Genomic DNA, 17312 nt, shown 5'->3' on the forward strand with positions numbered 1-17312 from the left:
CACAGCACAAGCACGTCGTGTGCCGCGTCATGGTCAGCAGGTGAGTGTCGCAAATTTAAAGTTGATAACGATTTATCATTATCGTAAACTCGCCGGCATCTCACCTGCCCTACATGCTGGTTCACCAGCGCAGATTTCATCGCTTCAACCAGGCGCACGCCCTACTCCATGACAATGCCCGTCCTCCGTCACACTGCCTTTGCCTGCGCGGCCGTGGCCTCCTCGGTATCCATGGCCCAAACTCAGCCAGGCATGGATGAAGCCCAAGGCAGCTTGTCCGAAGTGACGATCACCGAGACGCGCGAGCGCGCCTACCGATCGACTGTCGCGCCGACCGCCAACAAGAGCGACACGGCCCTCAAGGAAACGCCGTTTTCCTTCCAGACGGTGACGCGCGAACTGATAGAGGATCGCGGCGTGACCACCTTCGGGGAGGCGGTTCGCACGGTGCCTGGCCTCACGCCGCAAGTGGGCTGGGGGGGCAGCAACGATCGCTTCCGATTGCGTGGCTTTGCCACATCGTCGAACTTGAAGAATGGCTTTCGCCGCAGCGTCTTCGCTCCCGTCGACGAACTGGCCAACATCGAGCAGATCGAGGTACTCAAGGGACCGGCATCCGCGCTGTATGGGCGCTTCGAGCCTGGCGGCGTGGTCAACCTGGTGACCAAGAAGCCGCTACCCAAGGCGATGACGCGGTTCGAGCTGAGCGCGGGCAGTGACGACTTTCGCCGTGCCACCGTCGATTCCACCGGCCCCATCAGCGACACCTTGAGCTACCGACTGAACGCCGCCTGGGAGGACCAGGGGAGCTTTCGCGACTTCGTTGACAGCAACACCCAGTTTCTGGCGCCGGTTTTCCAATGGAAGCTTTCCCCGCAAACCACGCTCACGGCGGAACTGGAGCTGCTGCGCAAGAAAGGCGCATTCGATCGTGGATTCGGCAACAGCCCGCTGTTTCTCGACGTTCCGATCTCGACCAGCTATGGCGAGCGCGATGCGCGCTTTGTCAACGAGAGCACTGCCGCATCCGTCACCATCGCCCATCGATTCAACGACCGATGGAGCTTTCACGGCGGTCTCCAGGCATCCAGAGCCAAGACTGATGCCACGTTTTACGCGTTCGGATTTCCGGCGCTGTCCGGCGCCGCTGGCGCCGACCCTATCGTCAATCGGCGCAAGCAGCGCAACTTCGATGACCAAACCGACTACAGCGCCGTGGCCGAGGTCGCGGGCGCCTGGGACATGGGGGGCCTTCGCCACCGCGTGCTTTTGGGCGCGGACTACAGCTTCGACGACTGGGATTTCACTGGCAATGCCAACTTAGGGGCGTTCGGCTTTCCGACCAACCTGCCGCTGAGTCTTTACAACCCGGTCCACGGCGCGCCTGCCGGCCCGCTCAGTCACTACGATTCCTCACGCTACAAGGGGCGCAGCCTGGGGCTTTACGCCCAGGACGAAATGACGCTGTCGCCGCAGTGGCGGCTGCTGGTCGGGGCGCGCTACGACCATGTCAAGAGCAAGGCACGTGCCGAGTACCTGCCGGTGACAGGTTCGATAGATCGCAGCGACGCTGCTGTCTCTCCGCGCATCGGTCTGACCTGGACCCCCGTGCCGGCCGTCTCGATCTACGCGAGCCACGCGCGATCGTTTCTGACCGAGCCATTTTCCGGCATGCTGTCCGACGGGCAGTTGCCACGGCCTTCCCGCGGCAAGCAGACCGAGATCGGCAGCAAACTGAGCTTGCTCGAAGGTCGACTCGAGCCGACGCTCGCGGTCTTCGACATCCGAAGAACCAACGGTATCGTCAGCGACCCCGCGGATCCGAACTACGTCATCCAGGTCGGCGAACAGCGCAGCCGCGGGTGGGAGCTCGATCTTCCTTTGAGCCTGACCCCGCAATGGCGTCTGATCGCGAGCTATACAGCGCTCGAAGCCACGGTCAGCGAAGACACGGATGCGTCCCTGGTCGGCAAGACCTTGGCCAATGCGCCGCGCCGCAATGCCAGCCTTTGGACAACCTACGACTTCCGTGGCAGTGCGGCCGGCCTGAGCATAGGCGCAGGAGTGCACCACGTCGGAGAGCGGCAGGCGAACAACGCCAACAGCTTCGTTTTGCCGGCCTACACACGCTGGGATGCCAACCTGAGCTACCGTTTTGGTCATGCGCAGCGCTACCGGGTGCAACTGAACGTCCAGAACCTCACCGACAAGCGGTACTACGACTCCGGCGGCAGCTTTGTGCCGACCTACCCCGGTGCGCCGCGCAAGGTGACCGCGACGTTCGGCATGACGCTGTGACGGGCTTGACGGCGGGCGCTCTGTCGACCGGATACGGCGTCCACAAACTGCTCGGGCCGGTCGACCTCACCCTGGCTGCCGGCGAATTCGTCTGCCTCATCGGCGCCAACGGTGCGGGCAAGTCGACGCTCATCCGTACCCTGTGCGGCGTGCAGCCGCCATTGTCTGGAGCGCTGAGGATCGATGGCGCGCCGTTGGCTGCGCTCGACCCCACGGATAGGGCGCGTCGTCTCGCCGTGGTCCTCACCGACCGCGTCGCCAGCCTGCAGATGCGAGGTCGTGAACTGGCAGCCCTCGGGCGCTACCCGCATGTCGGGTGGCACGGGCGCCTGGGCACGACGGACCTGGCCGCGGTCGATCTGGCACTTGAGCAGTCCGGCGCGCTCGGCCTGGCCGATCGCCTGGTGGCGGAAATGTCGGATGGCGAGCGGCAGAAGATCATGATCGCGCGTGCCTTGGCGCAGGAGCCGCAGGTGCTCGTGCTCGACGAGGCGACCGCTTTCCTTGATCTTCCACGACGCGTGGAGATCTTTCAGCTGCTGGTGCAGCTGGCCCGAACACGCAACATCGCCGTTCTGCTGTCCACGCACGACCTCGATCTCGCGCTGCGATGTGCCGACACGATCTGGTTGATCGACGCCGACCGACAGCTTCACCAGGGGGCGCCAGAAGACCTGGCCCTGGGCGGGCAACTCGCGACCGCCTTCGCGGCAGACGGGCTGGTCTTCGATGCGCTTTCGGGTGAAATGCGCCTGGCCGCCAGCGCCGTGCAATCGATGCAACTCACCGGTCAAGGCGCCCCTGTGGCGTGGGCGCGGCGGGCGCTGGCGCGCGCAGGGTACGGGGTCGACGATTCGGCGCCCCACAGCGTTCATGCCGACGAGGGCGGGTTTGTTTACCGCGGCGATGCGCCGCCCCGGCATTTTCCGACCCTGGCGGCGTTGGTGCACGCCTTGCGCCATGGCGCGGGCAAGGCCGCATGATGGCGCCACGCACGCCTGCCGCTGCGGCCGCAGCCGTCTTCGCAGCGTTGGCAATTTCTGCTTGCCAGCCGATCTCACCGGCTGCGCGCATCGAATGGCCGCTGCTGGCGGCCGGTAAAACCCCAGTCAGGAATCTGGACGACAGCTGTGTCCAGGACCCCTCGCCAGCCACCGACTACTTTCCCCAGAAGCTCCAGTTCACCCGCTCCACGCAGCTTTCGGTGGCCTACGGTCCCAACTACAAGCGGCTGCACTTTCGCCCTGCGGTCAACCCGGCGCAGACGCAGGAATTCCTCTTCGTCCAATGTGGCACGCCAGTGCCCGAACACGACGCGCACACGGTCGTGGTGCAGGTTCCTGTGCGCAGTATCGTCACCGGCAACACGTCCATCCATGGCGCGCTCGACGAACTGGGCTTGGTCGATCGACTCGCGGGAACGCAAAGCCTGCGCTCGATCTCGGTGCCATCGATACAGGCAAGGGTTGCGCAAGGCCTGGTGCACGAGGTGGGGGGCGATGCCCACGGCTCCATCGAAGGCATCATCGCCATCGCGCCGGAGGTGTTCCTGACCTTTTACTCGGCCTATCCCGAGGCGAACATGCATCCGCAGCTCCAGGCCCTTGGCGTGCGCGCCATACCGCAGGCCGACCACCACGAGCCGCACCCCCTGGGCCGTGCGGAATGGCTCAAATTGCTCGCGTTGATGACGAACAGAGAGAGCGCTGGCCAGGCGCTCTTCGATCGCATCGAGGCGCGCTACGCGCACATCGCAGCCATTGCCTCGACGGCTCCCTATCGTCCTTTGGTCATGGGGGGCTTCGCAGCCGGGCGTGACAGTTTCGAGATCTTTGGCGGGGCCAACCAGCGTGCCAGGCTGATTGCCGACGCCGGCGGCCGCCCCATTGCACACGACAGACATGCTGGGAGTTTCGTGCTGGCCCCTTTCGAAGCCATCTACGCGCGCGGCGTCGACGCTCCTGTATGGCTGGGCGCAGCACCGGGATCTGCCTCTGTCGAAGACTTGATCTCGCGCAACGCGCTCAATGGCTGGTTTCGGGCAGCGCGCGAAGGTGCGGTGTTCGCGTGGGACCGCGGCTATGCCGGGGCGTGGCAGTTTCCATCGAATGAGGTGGGCATGACCCGGCCGCAGGTGTTTTTGCAGGAGGCCGTGCGCGCCCTACACCCTGAATTGACGCCCCTGCTTCCTCCCGTGGACTCCCACGGATTCATCCGACAACTCCCATGAGCACCATTCATCACCTCGGCCAGGCCGACGCAGCGCCCGCACCGGGCCCCTCCCGGGCTGCGCTGCGCTACATCGGCTTGGGCAGCTTGTTGTTGGTCCTCGTGGGCCTTGAGCTCACGATAGGCGCGGTCACGATCCCGTTGAGCGCCATCGTTGAAATCTTGGCTGGCGCCGAGGCGCGCAACCCCGCGTGGAACAACATCGTGCTGCATTTCCGCTTGCCGCGCGCACTGAACGCCGCATTTTCCGGCGCTGCCCTGGGCGCGGCCGGGCTGATGCTCCAGACCCTGTTTCGCAATCCGCTGGCCGATCCTTTCGTCCTTGGCATAGTGCACGGCGCACGCCTGGGAAGTGCGCTGCTGGTCACGTTGGCCGGCGTCGTAGGCAACGCCTTCTTGCTGCGTTACGGGCTCCTAGGCGATGTCGGTATGGCATTTGCCTCCGTCGTCGGCTCGGCGGCGGTGCTGGCGTTGCTCGCCGCACTCTCCCGGCGCGTGAATGCCGTATCGCTGCTGATCGTTGGATTGATGCTGGGATACCTGGCAGTCGGCCTCATCAGCGTGCTGATGCACTTCATCGACGAGACACAGGCGCGCGCGTTCAAGGTATGGGACGACGCCAGCTTCGCGGGAGCGACGCACCAGCAATTGATGCTGCTGATTCCGGGCGTGGTCTTGGGCCTGTTCGCATCGACTGCGTTGATCAAGCCGTTGAACGGTCTGCTGCTGGGCGAGCGCTATGCGGCTTCGCTGGGAATGCGCGTGCACCGCGTGAAGAACCTCACGCTGCTGTTGACGGCCTGGCTCAGCGGCATCGTGTCGGCGTTCTGCGGGCCGGTGGCCTTCCTGGGTCTGGTTGCAGCGCAGGTGGCGCGCGGAATCTTCCGCAGCGCCGACCACCGCGTTCTTTTGCCCGCAGCGATACTGATCGGCGCCGCGCTCGGCCTGGCTGCGGACCTGGTCGTGCATCTGCCGTGGGAGCGCCATGTCTTCCACTTGAACGCGGTGATCGGCCTCATCGGCGCACCGATCGCGCTGTGGGTGCTGCTCAAACGTTCCCGGCTTGCGCAGGATTAGACGGCCTGGCGCGCGCGGCGCGCACGCACTGGGCGCAGGTGCCGTACAGCGTGAGTTCGTGGTGCGAGACTTCGTATCCCTTGGGAGCGAACTGGTCCAGATGGGGCGGGCAACCCGGTATGGGAAAGACCTTCTGGCAGCGGTTGCAGTGGAAGTGGTGGTGGTGGCCGCGGTGGGCGCTTTCATAGCGCGTGGGCTCGCCGGGCAGCTCGACAGCCTTCACATCGCCGGCATCGAGCAGGATCTTCAAGTTGCGATAGACAGTGGCAATGCCCAGCGTGGGAAGAATCGCCTGGGCATGAGCGAGGATCTCCGGGGGCAGCAGCGGCTGCTGCGCATGCTCGATGACGTGCTGGACCGCATTGCGTTGGCGGCTGCTTCGGCGCTGCAGGTCGCCCGGCGTTGAATCGACATTTTCCATGGGTCGATTGTCGTTGGTCTTTGGCGCAGCGCCTGCATGTTCATCGGAACTTCCATGCCTGAATGTCGCATGGGGCCCAAAGCAGATCGGCTTGCTCGGCCAACGCGCAGTTGCCGCACGCTCAAGGTGGGCGTCCATGCATTGACCACTACAACTGGCTGCGGCCACACTCTGCTCCAAACCATCAGCCTCCCATGAGCCGCATCCCGAACATGAACAATGTCATGAGACTCGACAGCTAGACGGCCGCGTCTGGTAGCAAGCGCAGATGTTCGATGTGCTGGGTCGTGTGAGTTGCACCACGCCGTGCGCCAGCCCCCATCGCGCCCACGAGCCTGGCCATGTCCCGGCGCGGCGGTGCGCCAAACTGGCGGCGGTATTCGCGGCTGAACTGCGATGGACTTTCGTAGCCGACATAAAACGCCGCAGTGGCCGCATCCACCTGCTCGGTGAGCATCAGCCGGCGCGCTTCACTCAGGCGCAAGTGCTTCTGGAACTGCAGCGGGCTCATGGCCGTCAGTTGCCGGAAATGGTGGTGAAAGCGCGAAGGGCTCATCTGCACCAGATCCGCGAGCGACTCTACACGCAGCGGCTGCGCGAAATTTGCCTTCAGCCAGCCGATCGCGCTGGCCACCCGGTGGCCCTGACTGCCCACCGATGCCAGTTGCCACAGCAGCGCGCCCTGATCACCGACCAGAAGACGGTAGAAAATCTCGCGCTGCAGCAGCGGTGCGAGCACGGGGATGGCCTGCGGCTCGTCGAGCATCTGCACCAGCCGGTCAAATGTCTCCAGCATCTGCACCGATGTATGGCCCAGAGCAATGCCGCGCATTGGCCGGCCCTCGCGCGCCGGCGCAGGGGCCGGGCATTGCATCACCAGTTCCGCAATCGCCCGCTCGTCCAGCTTGAGCACCAGGCTCAGGTAGGGCGTGCGCGCGCTGGCTTCGACGGCCTGAAGCACCACCGGAAGGTCCAGCGTCGTCAGCAGGAAGCGATGCGGGTGGTAGGCATACACATTGTCACCCAGGACCGCGCATTTCGCGCCTTGAACGGTCAGCGCGATGGCCGGCTCCACCATGCAACGCATCGCCTCGGTGGGCGCATCGTGGCGATACAGGGTGAGGCCGGGGTTGGCCGTCGCCAATTGCTCCACCCCGTCGGTCCACCGCGCAATGCGCTGGGCGAGCCTGGATCGAACGGCTTCAAACGCCACAGGGTCTGGCAGGGACGAATCGGAAGTAATGCGCATCGCTGCGGATGGTAGCGAAGGCCGGCGCGCACGGTGACAAATCATCGCATTGCAGTGGAAATGGGCAAACATCCGGCGGGATCAGCCTATCTCTGCGCAGCGCCAACTTGAAACAATGGAAGAACTGACTCCGGAGCAAGCACGATGATGACCAGACGACTTTTAACGCTAGGCACAGCCGCCCTGTTGATGGGAATGAAAGTGCAAGCCTCGGAACAACAACGCCAGGGCCATTTCATACGCTGGGCAGAATTAGAAGTCGAACCCGGAAAAATGTCCGAGTTCCAGGCAGTCGCGCACGAAAATGCGGCTGCGTCACTGCAGGAGCCCGGCGTGATGGCCTTCCATTGGGCTGCTGAAAAAGGCAAGCCACACCAGATTCGCGTGCTTGAGATCTACCGCGATCTGCACGCCTACCGGGCGCATCTGCAGTCGCCGCACTTCCAGCGGTTTGCCGAAGTTGCCAAGCAGGCGCTTCGTTCGCGTCGCGTGGTTGACGCCAGACCCCTCGCGCTGGGCGCGAAGCCGCAGCGGTTCTCCACCTCGGCGCATGTACGCGTGGCCGAACTGGAAATCGTGCCCGCGCAATTGGCAGGCTACCGGGCCGCGGTGACCGAGGAGATCGAGGACTCCATCCGTCTGGAGCCCGGCGTGCTGGCGATCTATTCGATGTCCCTTCAAGACCGGCCGAACCATCTGCGTTTCTTTGAAATCTACGCCGACCACGCGGCCTATCTGCAGCACATCGCGTCGCCGCACTTCAGGAAATATGTGGCAACCACCCAGTCGATGATTTCCAGCCGCAAGCTGTTCGAGATGGAGTCCCCTTCTCTGGCCGCCAAGGTCCCATAACCTCCACACCCAGGAATACCATGAACCTACAACACCGCTTTGCGCGTGCTGCCCTCGCGGCGGCAGCAGTCTGCGCCAGCCTTGCGCCATGGGCAGGCGCCCAGGCGCAAGCCCCCAAGGCCCAGCCAACAGCGTATTACATCGCGGAGTTTGAATTGACCGACCCCGAGGGCATACGCCCCTACAGCGCCGCTGTGGAGTCGACCTTCGCGCCGTTTGGCGGCACCTACGCGGTGCGCGGCGGCAAGGTCGATTCCCTGGAAGGCGAACCCATGCGGCGCGTGATCATGATTGCCTTCCCCAGCCTCGCGCAGGCCCAGGCCTGGTATGCCTCGCCGCGCTACCAGGAAATCATGCCCATCCGGCACCGTTCCGCGAAGTCGCGCACCTTCATCATGGAAGGCTTGGCCCACTGACGGCGGCGCCGCACTGGCCTTGCGCCTGCCAGCGCTTGGTGATGCGGCGCCGCAGGCCCGAAGGCGCGGTATCGGCTCGACCTACGGAGCCAACTACCGCGACGGGCTCAAGGAAGTGGGCAGCGCCTATGCCGTGCCCCGGGTGAACAGCTACGGCGTGGAACGTGTCGAATTTCTGCGCGGCCCGGCTTCGCTGCTGGTGGGCAGCAACGCGCCCGGCGGCGTGGTCAACGCGATCACCAAGCGACCGACCCAGGATGCGCAACGCGCGATCCGTCTGCGCGCCGGGGATAGCGATCGACATGGCATAGCCGCCGATGTGTCCGGCCCGCTGAACGAGGAAGGCACGGTGCTCTATCGCCTGGTCGCGCAGACCGAACACTACGATCTGCCGACGCCCCAGACCGACAAGGACCAAAGCTATTTCGCGCCTTCGCTGACGCTGCGCCTGGGCCGCGACACCGAGCTGACCCTGCTGGCGGATGTGCAGCGCGAGCGCATCCATGGCGACGCCTACCCCTACAGCTACGACGAAGCCTTTGGCCGCTACATCGGCGTGGTCGAGAAAGGCCGGGATCGCTTCTATCGTGACCAATGGTCGGGAGGATTCCTGCCGGCCCACCGCTTCAGCGACTCGCTGGGCTTTCAGAGCCGGACCCGGTACACCGATACGAAACTGGACTACCGCCGCTCGTTTCCGAACAGCATTCCGAACGGAACGCTGGTTGGCCGCGGTGCACAGGACATGCAGGACGCGGGCAAGGCGTGGCAGTCCGACAACTTCCTCGAGCGCAAATGGTCGGTGGGACAATGGGCCCACACCACGATCGCCGGCATCGATCTGAGCCATGTCGACGCGGCGCTGTATCGCGGCGTAGGCACGACCTCGCCCTACGACCTCGCGACTGGCCAGGGCGCGGGTGCGTACATCGCGCCGCCACTCGTGCCGTACCAACGGGCGAAGAGCCGGCAGGCCGGTCTGTATGGGCAAAACCAGGCCAAGTTCGACGATCGCTTCGTCATCGTGGCCGGCCTGCGCCGCGACCGCTATCGAGAAACCGTCACGGCCTCCTGGCGCCAGGTCGCGGGCGGGTTGCGCAAGACGGCGCGACATCCATCGCGCAGTCCACGGCCGTCACTTCAGCGGGGGCTTGGCGTAGCGAGCGAGCTCGTGTTTGGCGATGGCGTTGCGGTGCACTTCGTCCGGGCCGTCGGCCATGCGCAGATGGCGGGCGTAGGCCCAGAAGCTGACCAGCAGCGTGTCCTGGCTCAATCCCATGGCGCCGAAGGCCTGCATCGCGTCGTCGATGACCCGGATGCAGTTGTTGGGGGCAATCACTTTGATCATCGCGATCTCCGGCGCTGCGACCTTGTTGCCGACCGTGTCCATGCGCCAGGCGGCGTGCAGCACCATCCACCGGGTCTGCTCGATCAGCATCCGCGCTTGCGCGATGCGTTCGCGCCATACGCCCTGGTCGGCCAGCGGCTTGCCGAAGGCGACGCGCGACAGGGCACGCTCGCACATCATCTCCAGCGCCGACTCGGCCATGCCTATCATTCGCATGCAGTGGTGTATGCGCCCAGGACCGAGCCGGCCCTGGGCAATCTCGAAACCCCGCCCTTCGCCCAGCAGTACGCTGTCCACGGGCACGCGCACGTTCTCGAACAGAACTTCGGGGTGGCCGAATGGCGCGTCATAGTGATTGACCAGCGCCATGTCGCGGACCACCGTGATGCCTGGGGTATCGGCTGGCACGATGACCATGGACTGCTGGCGGTGGCGATCGGCGTTGTCCGGGTCGGTTTTTCCCATCAAGATGAATAGCTTGCAGCGCTCGTTCATCGCACCCGTGATGTACCACTTTCGCCCGTTGATCACGTACTCGTCGCCTTCGCGCCGAATGCTGCAGGTGATGTTGGTGGCATCGGACGAGGCGACCGCAGGCTCCGTCATCGCAAACGCCGAGCGAATCTCGCCGTCGAGAAGGGGTTGCAGCCAGCGCGCCTTTTGCGCGTCCGAGCCATAGCGTTCGATGACCTCCGTGTTGCCGGTGTCCGGCGCGCTGCAATTGAACGCCTCGGCACTCCAGTAGCGCCGGCCCATGATTTCACACAACGGCGCATATTCGAGATTCGTCAGCCCTGCGCCATGCGCAGTTTCGGGCAAAAAGAGGTTCCACAGACCTGCTTGCCTGGCTTTCTCCTTGAGTTCCTCCAACAACGGCAGTCCGGTGTACAGACCGCCGCTTGCCTGCGCGTTCAGGTAGGAGCGGTGCGCCTCTTCGCTGTGGCGTTGCTCGTTCGGGTAGATGTGCTCCTCCATGAAATTCAACAGACGGGTACGCAGGCTTTGAACTTTGGGGCTGTAGCTAAATTCCATGGTGCCTTCTTCGCGGGTAGTGGGACGATCTGGGCGGACTGGGCGACCGTTCGGCTCGCCGTTGGATTCGATGGCCAGCGTTCGATGGTGCGAGTTGATGGTGCCCCGATCAGCGCCGGCCGGCTGTCTCCTGGATGACGCGGCTCACTCTGCTGCAGAAGGCGCCCGATCCATATGTCGGGAGATTCAGGGGACTGGCGCCCGGCCACGGTTTGCGCAAAGCACGGGGTCATCTCGTTGCCGGCGGGGGGCCGTTCTCGTTCGCCAGCGGCATTGACCTGGCAGTACGGCGGGACGACTTCGCTCGGCCTGCAAACTATCATGCTGAACTACTGTTTGCTCAGAGGGTCGGCCCGGTCTGCAGGCCCGACAAGGAAGCTGCCTGGTTCAACGCAAAGCCGAAACACACCACATTGAGCCCCCAGGCTCAGCTACTGCACACGCGCTGGCGTCATTACTTGGATGACTCCGACAAACGGCATGATGTCTGCTCAGGGCCGCGATGGCGGGCTCGGGGCTGGCTTCAAACCGGCCATCGGTCGCCCGAAAGTCCTGCGCCATTCGCTGGGACTGACCTGGTTTCTGTGCTTGAAATGCTGGCGCAATGACGTGGGCGTCTTGAACCCCACCAGAGCGGCGATGGACTCCACGGGCAGCGTGGTGCTTTCCAGCAGTTCTCGCGTGCGCTGCAAGCGCTCGTTGATCAGCCACTCCACGAACGACATGCCCGTGGCCTTGCTGAAGTTGCGGGTGAACGTTCGCCGGCTCATGGCCGCACGTTGCGCCAAGTCGTCCACCGAATGGCTGTGGTTCAGGTGTTCGCGCAGGTAGTCCATCAACTGGTTGATCCTCGCGTCCTGCGTGGACGGCGCAACGGGCTGCTCGATGAACTGCGCCTGGCCGCCTTCGCGGTGCGGCGCCACGACCATTATCCGGGCAATCTTGTTGGCCAACTTCTGGCCATGGAACTTGCGCACGATGTAGAGACAGCAGTCCAGCCCTGCTGCGGTTCCTGCCGAGGTGATCAGGCCGTCGTCGTCCACATACAGAGCGTTCATGTCCAACTGCACTTGGGGAAAGCGCCGCTTGAAATCCTGCTCGGCCATCCAGTGCGTGGACGCCCGCTTGCCATCGAGCAAGCCGGCATAGGCCAGCGCATAAGCGCCATAGCACAAGCCCACTACATGCGCGCCGCGCGCACGCGCCTGGCGCAAGGCGGCCATCAGTGAGGGATCCGGTCTTTCATCCAGATCATGCCAACCTGGAACGACGACGATGTCAGCCTTGACCAGCCACTCAAGTCCGCCATCGGGCTGCAACAGCAATCCCCGCTCGGCCGCCAGCGCCGTTGCGCCGGGCGTGACGATCTTCACATCGAACAACGCCTGCTCAGGCAAATGGGCGCTGAAGATCATGTATGGCACGCCAAAGTGGAAGGGACTGAACTGCGGATAGGTCACCAGCGCTACGAGGGGAAGTGGCTTGGACACGGCGTTCAAGGGCAATTTGGCCCAAATCTTTCGAAGAGTGACTTATGGGTCAATTCTACAAAAGAACCCCACGGCAAAAAATAGTGGCTTCTGCATCTCAACTCTGGTAACTCCCCATGCACCCGATAAAAGCCTTCGCCCCTTGGCTGGTCTCTCTGTCGCTCGGCGCCTTCGCCGCCAACGTCTGGTCAGGCCCTGAAACTTCCCCCGGCACGCCGGTCAAGGTGCAGCAGATCCGCAACGCGACGGTAAAGATCGACTTTGCAGGCACGACTTTTCTGGTCGACCCCATGCTGTCGGCCAAAGCGGAGTTCCCCGGCTTCCCTGGCACTTACCGCAGTGAGCTGCGAAATCCCCTGGTCGACCTGCCTTTCTCGGTCGAGGAAGTGCTCGACAGCGTGGAAGCCGTGGTCGTGACCCATACGCATACCGATCATTGGGACGCAGCCGCGCAAGAGGCGATTCCCAAGAGTCTGCCGGTCTTCACGCAGAATGAAGCCGATGCCAAGCTTATTCGCAGCCAGGGCTTCAAGGACGTGCGGGTGCTCAAGGACTCGAGCACGTTCAAGGGCGTGAAACTGAGCCGAACCGGCGGCCAGCATGGCAGCGACCTGTGGTTCGCAGACCCAGCACGTGCCGAGGCCATGGGCACCGTCATGGGCGTGGTGTTTGCTGCGCCCCAGGCGAAAACCGTCTATGTGGCGGGCGACACAGTATGGCGCCCTGAGGTCGATCAGGCGCTGCAGCAGCACAGGCCGGACGTGGTGATTCTCAACACGGGCAGCGCGCTCATGCAAGGTTTTGAAGAGCATCCCATCATCATGGGCAAGCAGGACACGCTGCAGGCCGTCAAGGCCGCGCCCCATGCGGCCGTCGTGGCGGTGCACATGGATGCCGTTAACCATATGTCCCTGAGCCGCAAGGAGCTGCGCGCATTTGTACAGGACAAGAATATCGAGAAAAACGTGTTCATTCCCGCGGATGGCGAAAGCTTGAAGTTCTGATGGCCAGGCGCTGACCGGTTCAGCCGGCATCGTTACGCAGGAAGCCAGAATTTGCCTCGGCGCGCGAGAATCCTCTTGTGTTTACAGAAATTTCTGAAAACACAAGATGGAGCAATCGAATGCCGGCCATAATAAAGCCATGCATGCCCTGCGCACATCGTCCACCCTCGCCCGCCTGGTCCTGGCGTGGCTGGTGTTGACCATGGGCGTTGCCACGGCCTCACCCTTCGTCGCGCCCAGGACGATGGAGACGATCTGTTCGGGCACCGGTGCCATGCAGCTGATTGAACTGGATCAGCACGGCGACGTTGTTTCAGCGGTGCAGCACACGCTGGACTGCGCGCTATGCCTGCCCGCAGCGCTGCCTGCGCCATCCATCGCATCCCCTTTGAGCCAGCCACAGCCGCTGGCCTATGCCTTGACTCCCACGCGAGCGGCGCGCATTGCCGCGTTGGTGGGCGCCCCTTTACCGCCACGCGGGCCGCCCGCAAACGCCTGACATCCGGCCACAGCGGTCGCTGGCGCAATGGCACGTCGCCAGCCGCCTGTGACCCATGTGGAAAAGCACGCCACTGCTTGCGGGTCCCGGCCTGCACCATCTCTTTCTGCCCTTGGGACTGCATGCTTGCGATTGCTTTCGGCCAAGCTCGCTCGCACAGTCCATCGGGCCAGATCTTTGCACGCCTTCAACCGCAGGAACCCCGGCATGAACGCCACTTTTTCCCGACGCGCCTGGCTCGTCACCACTGCCGCCAGCGCTCTTACTTTGGCCGCATGCGAGCGAAAGCCGCGTGTCACTTACAAAGGCATAGACCTCACCGGCGCCACCTACGCCACGGACTTCCAGCTCACCGATCCGCAAGGCCAGGAGCGCCGGCTCGCCGATTTTCGCGGCAAGGCCGTGCTGGTCTTCTTTGGCTTCACTCAATGCCCTGACGTGTGCCCTACGGCCTTGGCCAGGGCCGCGGAAGTCAAGCGACTGCTGGGCGTGGACGGACAGCGCTTCCAGGCGCTATTCATCACCGTTGATCCCGAGCGCGATACGCCCGAAGTGCTGCAGGCCTATACCGCGGCTTTCGATGAAAGCTTCATCGGCCTGTACGGCGATCTCACGCGCACGCAGCAGACCGCCAACGACTTCAAGGTTTTCTACAAGAAGGTGCCGACCGGTGCCTCTTACACCATGGACCACAGCGCGCTGAGCTACGTCTACGACCCGCAGGGCCGTTTGCGACTCGCACTGCGCCATGAGCAATCCCCGGAGGACTGCGCAGACGACTTGCGCAAGCTTCTCCATTCCACCCCAACCTAAACCTTTCTCAAGGAGCACAGCATGCAATTCGCCCGACTTTCCACCGCCCTCGCCGCTTCGCTGCTGGCCATGGCCGCACAGGCACAAGTCACCGTCAAGGACGCCTGGGTGCGCGCCACGGTGCCGCAGCAAAAGGCCACCGGTGCCTTCATGCGTATCCAGGCAGCGCAGGACAGCAAACTGATTTCGGCCAGCTCGCCGCTCACGCCCCATGTCGAAGTGCATGAGATGAGCATGCAAGGCGACGTGATGAAGATGCGCCAGGTGAGCGACATCACGCTGCCGGCAGGCAAGACCGTGGAACTCAAGCCCGGCGGCTACCACGTGATGCTGCTGGACCTCAAGCAGCAGGTCAAGGAAGGCAGCTCCGTGCCACTGACCCTGGTTGTCGAAGGCAAGGATGGCAAGCGCGAATCGTTGGAGGTCCAAGCGCCGGTGCGCGCGCTCAACACCAGCGCGACATCGACCGGCCATGGTGCGCACAAGCACTGAGCGCTGGCGCGGGAAGACAACGGTATCGGCGGACCCGCGTCCGCCTGCCCCAACAAAAGCGACACGATGAAAAAAATCATTCTCCTTGTCCCATTACTGAGCTTGGCCAGCTTTCCGGCGCTGGCCGACCAGGCGCTGGCCAGTTCCAGGAACTGCATGGCCTGCCACAGTGTGGACAAGAAGCTGGTCGGTCCGGCCTTCAAGGACGTCGCAAGCAAGTATGCGGGCGCCAAGGACAGCCAGGCCCTGCTCGCCGGCAAGATCCGCAAGGGCAGCAGCGGTGTCTGGGGCCCCCTGCCCATGCCGCCCAATCCACGCGTCAGCGAGGCCGATGCCCAGAAGCTGGCGGCCTGGGTGCTATCCGTCAAATAGCACCGGCGGCGTGCCTGCTGATCCCAGGCCTGGGCCTTAGTCTGGCCCAATGTCATCGGTTTATGGCGTTTGGGCCCATGGCGCAAACAGCGAGCCGCTTGGACAATGGGACAGACACCCTGTCCACCCCCATGAAAAAGAGGAAATCATGAGCCAACGCGCCATCATCGTCGTCGATCTGCAAAACGAATACCTGTCTACGGGCAAGCTGCCGCTGGTCGGCCTGGACGCGGCCTTGAGCAATGCCCAGCGCATCATCGCCGCGGCCCGCGCCAAGGAGGAGCTGCTGATTCATGTCCGCCATGAAATGAAGCAGGCCAACGCTCCAGTCTTCGTGCCGGGCAGCGACGGCGTGCAGATCATCGCCGCGGTCGCGCCGCTCGCAGGCGAGCCGCTCGTCGTCAAGAACTATCCCAATTCGTTTCGCGATACGCCACTCAAGCAGATGCTGGACGCGCAAGGCGTCAAGGAAGTGGTGGTGATCGGTGCCATGAGCCATATGTGCATCGAGGCCACCACGCGCGCGGCTGCCGATTTCGGCTTCAGTGCCACGGTGGTGCACGACGCCTGCGCGACCAAGGATCTGGAGTTCGACGGCACCAAGGTAGCCGCGGCCCAGGTGCATGCCGCATCGATGGCAGCGCTGGCTTTTTCCTATGCGACCGTGACCACGACCGACGCCTATCTGGATTGATGGCTCTGGCGCAGTGCTTTCATCGCAGCCACGCAAGACCTGTCGCTGAAGGCAGCCCCGTACCGGTTTTGTCTACCGGGCGACATTCGCGACCACGAGCGCATCGAACCTGCTACGGGGTATGGCGCTCACACCCCCGCCAGCGCAACGCCACGGGCTGACCGGATTCTCGAAGTAACCAGGCCTGCGTCAGGTTGCCGACGCAGACGTTCCAACGTCCTCGCTGCGTGGCGTTATTCTTGCCAACCACCGACGTCTACAGCGGGGCCAAGCATGACGAAATTGAAAGTAGGCCAGAGCGTGATTGCGCGCACCGTGCGCACCAAGACGCCCTTCGCGGGCACCATCATCGAAATCGCAGACACGCCCAAGGGCAAATGGGTGACGGTCCTGCCCGATGACAAAGACGCCCCACCGTTCAAGACGCGCCCCGCATTCTGCAAGCCGGCGTAACGCACCGCCCCTTCTTGCATCCCAGCGCGCGGCACGTTACGCACTGCGCTGATGTCTTTTCTCTTGGCGACTCTTCAGCAGCTGTCGACTCTCGTCGATGGCCTCTTGCAAGGCTTTCCTGTACTGGGGTTTTCTTAAAGAGTCATCCACCTGCGCGTAATAAAAGCCAACATCCTCGGGGCTTTTTAGCAGTGCCCTCACCACGGCTTCCTTGACCCATCGAATTGCTGCGTCATCCATGCAGCCTCCTTGCTTGCCTCGAAAACACATATTGTAACATTTCAACCCAACTCCGGGCAGCCCTCGCTGGCCCGCTCATCCAGGCGAAATCACAGAGGAGTAAATACTCCACACCGGGACTGAATTGCACGAGCTTGCGCCACCGAAATCAGCAGACTGCTCTTTTGACAAAGCAGAAAGCACCCCAAAACCAGCCCCTATGACCAGCGTCAGGCCAACTACCACTTTGACGACAGCATTGCGCCTTTTCGCCAACTTGCGTCGTTTCAGCCACTCGTAGCACAGCTGCTGCTCATCGCGGTCGCGGGAGAACAATCCTGCGTCCAAATGCTG

Annotated in this window: 19 protein-coding genes and 2 pseudogenes; 15 read left to right on the forward strand and 6 right to left on the reverse strand. The window is 63.4% G+C overall.

The window, feature by feature from the left end; genetic code table 11:
* Positions 1 to 252 precede the first annotated feature (252 nt).
* Genes KHY18_RS02570 through KHY18_RS02585 form a run of 4 tightly spaced genes read left to right on the forward strand, consistent with a single transcriptional unit; the run spans position 253 to position 5604 of the window.
* Positions 253 to 2298, forward strand: coding sequence for a TonB-dependent siderophore receptor (locus tag KHY18_RS02570; RefSeq protein ID WP_213293957.1), 2046 nt, complete (start codon positions 253 to 255; stop codon positions 2296 to 2298).
* Complete coding sequence (locus tag KHY18_RS02575) at positions 2295 to 3281, forward strand: ABC transporter ATP-binding protein (RefSeq protein WP_213293959.1); 987 nt, start codon at positions 2295 to 2297, stop codon at positions 3279 to 3281. The genes KHY18_RS02570 and KHY18_RS02575 overlap by 4 nt, the downstream gene beginning before the upstream one ends.
* Positions 3278 to 4528, forward strand: coding sequence for an ABC transporter substrate-binding protein (locus KHY18_RS02580; RefSeq protein WP_213293961.1), 1251 nt, complete (start codon positions 3278 to 3280; stop codon positions 4526 to 4528). The genes KHY18_RS02575 and KHY18_RS02580 overlap by 4 nt, the downstream gene beginning before the upstream one ends.
* The gene (locus KHY18_RS02585; protein WP_213293963.1) at positions 4525 to 5604 is read left to right on the forward strand and encodes a FecCD family ABC transporter permease; all 1080 of its coding nucleotides are present in this window, start codon (positions 4525 to 4527) and stop codon (positions 5602 to 5604) included. The genes KHY18_RS02580 and KHY18_RS02585 overlap by 4 nt, the downstream gene beginning before the upstream one ends.
* Here KHY18_RS02585 and KHY18_RS02590 read toward each other — a convergent pair.
* Complete coding sequence (locus KHY18_RS02590) at positions 5576 to 6025, reverse strand: Fur family transcriptional regulator (protein ID WP_213293965.1); 450 nt, start codon at positions 6023 to 6025, stop codon at positions 5576 to 5578. The genes KHY18_RS02585 and KHY18_RS02590 overlap by 29 nt on opposite strands.
* Before the next feature lie 238 nt (positions 6026 to 6263).
* Positions 6264 to 7346 carry an AraC family transcriptional regulator gene (locus KHY18_RS02595; RefSeq protein WP_249728858.1) on the reverse strand — a complete coding sequence of 361 codons (1083 nt, stop codon included), beginning with the start codon at positions 7344 to 7346 and terminating at the stop codon, positions 6264 to 6266.
* 72 nt (positions 7347 to 7418) lie between these two features.
* On the opposite strand from KHY18_RS02595, the gene KHY18_RS02600 reads away from it, so the two are divergent.
* The 3 genes and pseudogenes from KHY18_RS02600 to KHY18_RS27400 form a co-directional block, all read left to right on the forward strand.
* A complete protein-coding gene (locus tag KHY18_RS02600) occupies positions 7419 to 8126 on the forward strand; it encodes a putative quinol monooxygenase (protein WP_213293967.1) in 708 nt (235 codons plus the stop codon).
* A gap of 20 nt (positions 8127 to 8146) precedes the next feature.
* Positions 8147 to 8542 (forward strand): DUF1330 domain-containing protein, encoded by a 396-nt coding sequence (locus KHY18_RS02605; protein WP_213293969.1) that lies wholly within the window; start codon positions 8147 to 8149, stop codon positions 8540 to 8542.
* Positions 8454 to 9548, forward strand: a pseudogene (locus KHY18_RS27400) (TonB-dependent siderophore receptor); the annotation flags it as partial. The gene KHY18_RS02605 and the pseudogene KHY18_RS27400, both read left to right, overlap by 89 nt.
* A 129-nt stretch (positions 9549 to 9677) precedes the next feature.
* Here KHY18_RS27400 and KHY18_RS26970 read toward each other — a convergent pair.
* Positions 9678 to 10922 carry an acyl-CoA dehydrogenase family protein gene (locus KHY18_RS26970; RefSeq protein ID WP_249728860.1) on the reverse strand — a complete coding sequence of 415 codons (1245 nt, stop codon included), beginning with the start codon at positions 10920 to 10922 and terminating at the stop codon, positions 9678 to 9680.
* Between the two features lie 230 nt (positions 10923 to 11152).
* Between KHY18_RS26970 and KHY18_RS26975 the strand changes: the two are divergent.
* Positions 11153 to 11374 (forward strand): annotated as a pseudogene (locus KHY18_RS26975) (type 2 periplasmic-binding domain-containing protein); the annotation flags it as partial.
* Between the two features lie 39 nt (positions 11375 to 11413).
* Here KHY18_RS26975 and KHY18_RS02615 read toward each other — a convergent pair.
* Entirely contained in the window at positions 11414 to 12412 is a 999-nt protein-coding gene (locus KHY18_RS02615) for a GlxA family transcriptional regulator (RefSeq protein WP_349630237.1), read from the reverse strand.
* Between the two features lie 116 nt (positions 12413 to 12528).
* Here KHY18_RS02615 and KHY18_RS02620 point away from each other — a divergent pair, with 116 nt between their 5' ends.
* From KHY18_RS02620 to KHY18_RS02650, 7 genes are all read left to right on the forward strand, one after another.
* Positions 12529 to 13416 carry an MBL fold metallo-hydrolase gene (locus tag KHY18_RS02620; RefSeq protein WP_213293976.1) on the forward strand — a complete coding sequence of 296 codons (888 nt, stop codon included), beginning with the start codon at positions 12529 to 12531 and terminating at the stop codon, positions 13414 to 13416.
* Between the two features lie 139 nt (positions 13417 to 13555).
* On the forward strand, positions 13556 to 13915 hold the full coding sequence (locus KHY18_RS02625; RefSeq protein WP_213294029.1) for a DUF2946 family protein: 360 nt from the start codon (positions 13556 to 13558) through the stop codon (positions 13913 to 13915).
* 207 nt (positions 13916 to 14122) lie between these two features.
* Positions 14123 to 14728 carry an SCO family protein gene (locus KHY18_RS02630; RefSeq protein WP_213293979.1) on the forward strand — a complete coding sequence of 202 codons (606 nt, stop codon included), beginning with the start codon at positions 14123 to 14125 and terminating at the stop codon, positions 14726 to 14728.
* Between the two features lie 21 nt (positions 14729 to 14749).
* Complete coding sequence (locus KHY18_RS02635; RefSeq protein WP_213293982.1) at positions 14750 to 15220, forward strand: copper chaperone PCu(A)C; 471 nt, start codon at positions 14750 to 14752, stop codon at positions 15218 to 15220.
* 66 nt (positions 15221 to 15286) lie between these two features.
* Positions 15287 to 15592, forward strand: coding sequence for a c-type cytochrome (locus tag KHY18_RS02640; RefSeq protein WP_213293984.1), 306 nt, complete (start codon positions 15287 to 15289; stop codon positions 15590 to 15592).
* Between the two features lie 148 nt (positions 15593 to 15740).
* Entirely contained in the window at positions 15741 to 16286 is a 546-nt protein-coding gene (locus KHY18_RS02645; RefSeq protein WP_213293987.1) for a cysteine hydrolase family protein, read from the forward strand.
* Positions 16287 to 16559: 273 nt separating this feature from the next.
* A complete protein-coding gene (locus tag KHY18_RS02650; protein WP_213293990.1) occupies positions 16560 to 16739 on the forward strand; it encodes a hypothetical protein in 180 nt (59 codons plus the stop codon).
* Positions 16740 to 16775: 36 nt separating this feature from the next.
* On the opposite strand, the gene KHY18_RS02655 is transcribed toward KHY18_RS02650, so the two are convergent.
* Positions 16776 to 16979, reverse strand: coding sequence for a hypothetical protein (locus tag KHY18_RS02655; protein ID WP_213293993.1), 204 nt, complete (start codon positions 16977 to 16979; stop codon positions 16776 to 16778).
* Positions 16980 to 17054: 75 nt separating this feature from the next.
* Positions 17055 to 17312, reverse strand: a 258-nt coding sequence (locus KHY18_RS02660; RefSeq protein WP_213293996.1) for a hypothetical protein, incomplete at its 5' end; no start/stop codon positions are given.

The organism is Acidovorax sp. CCYZU-2555 (assembly GCF_018413525.1).
Taxonomy (GTDB): domain Bacteria; phylum Pseudomonadota; class Gammaproteobacteria; order Burkholderiales; family Burkholderiaceae_C; genus Comamonas.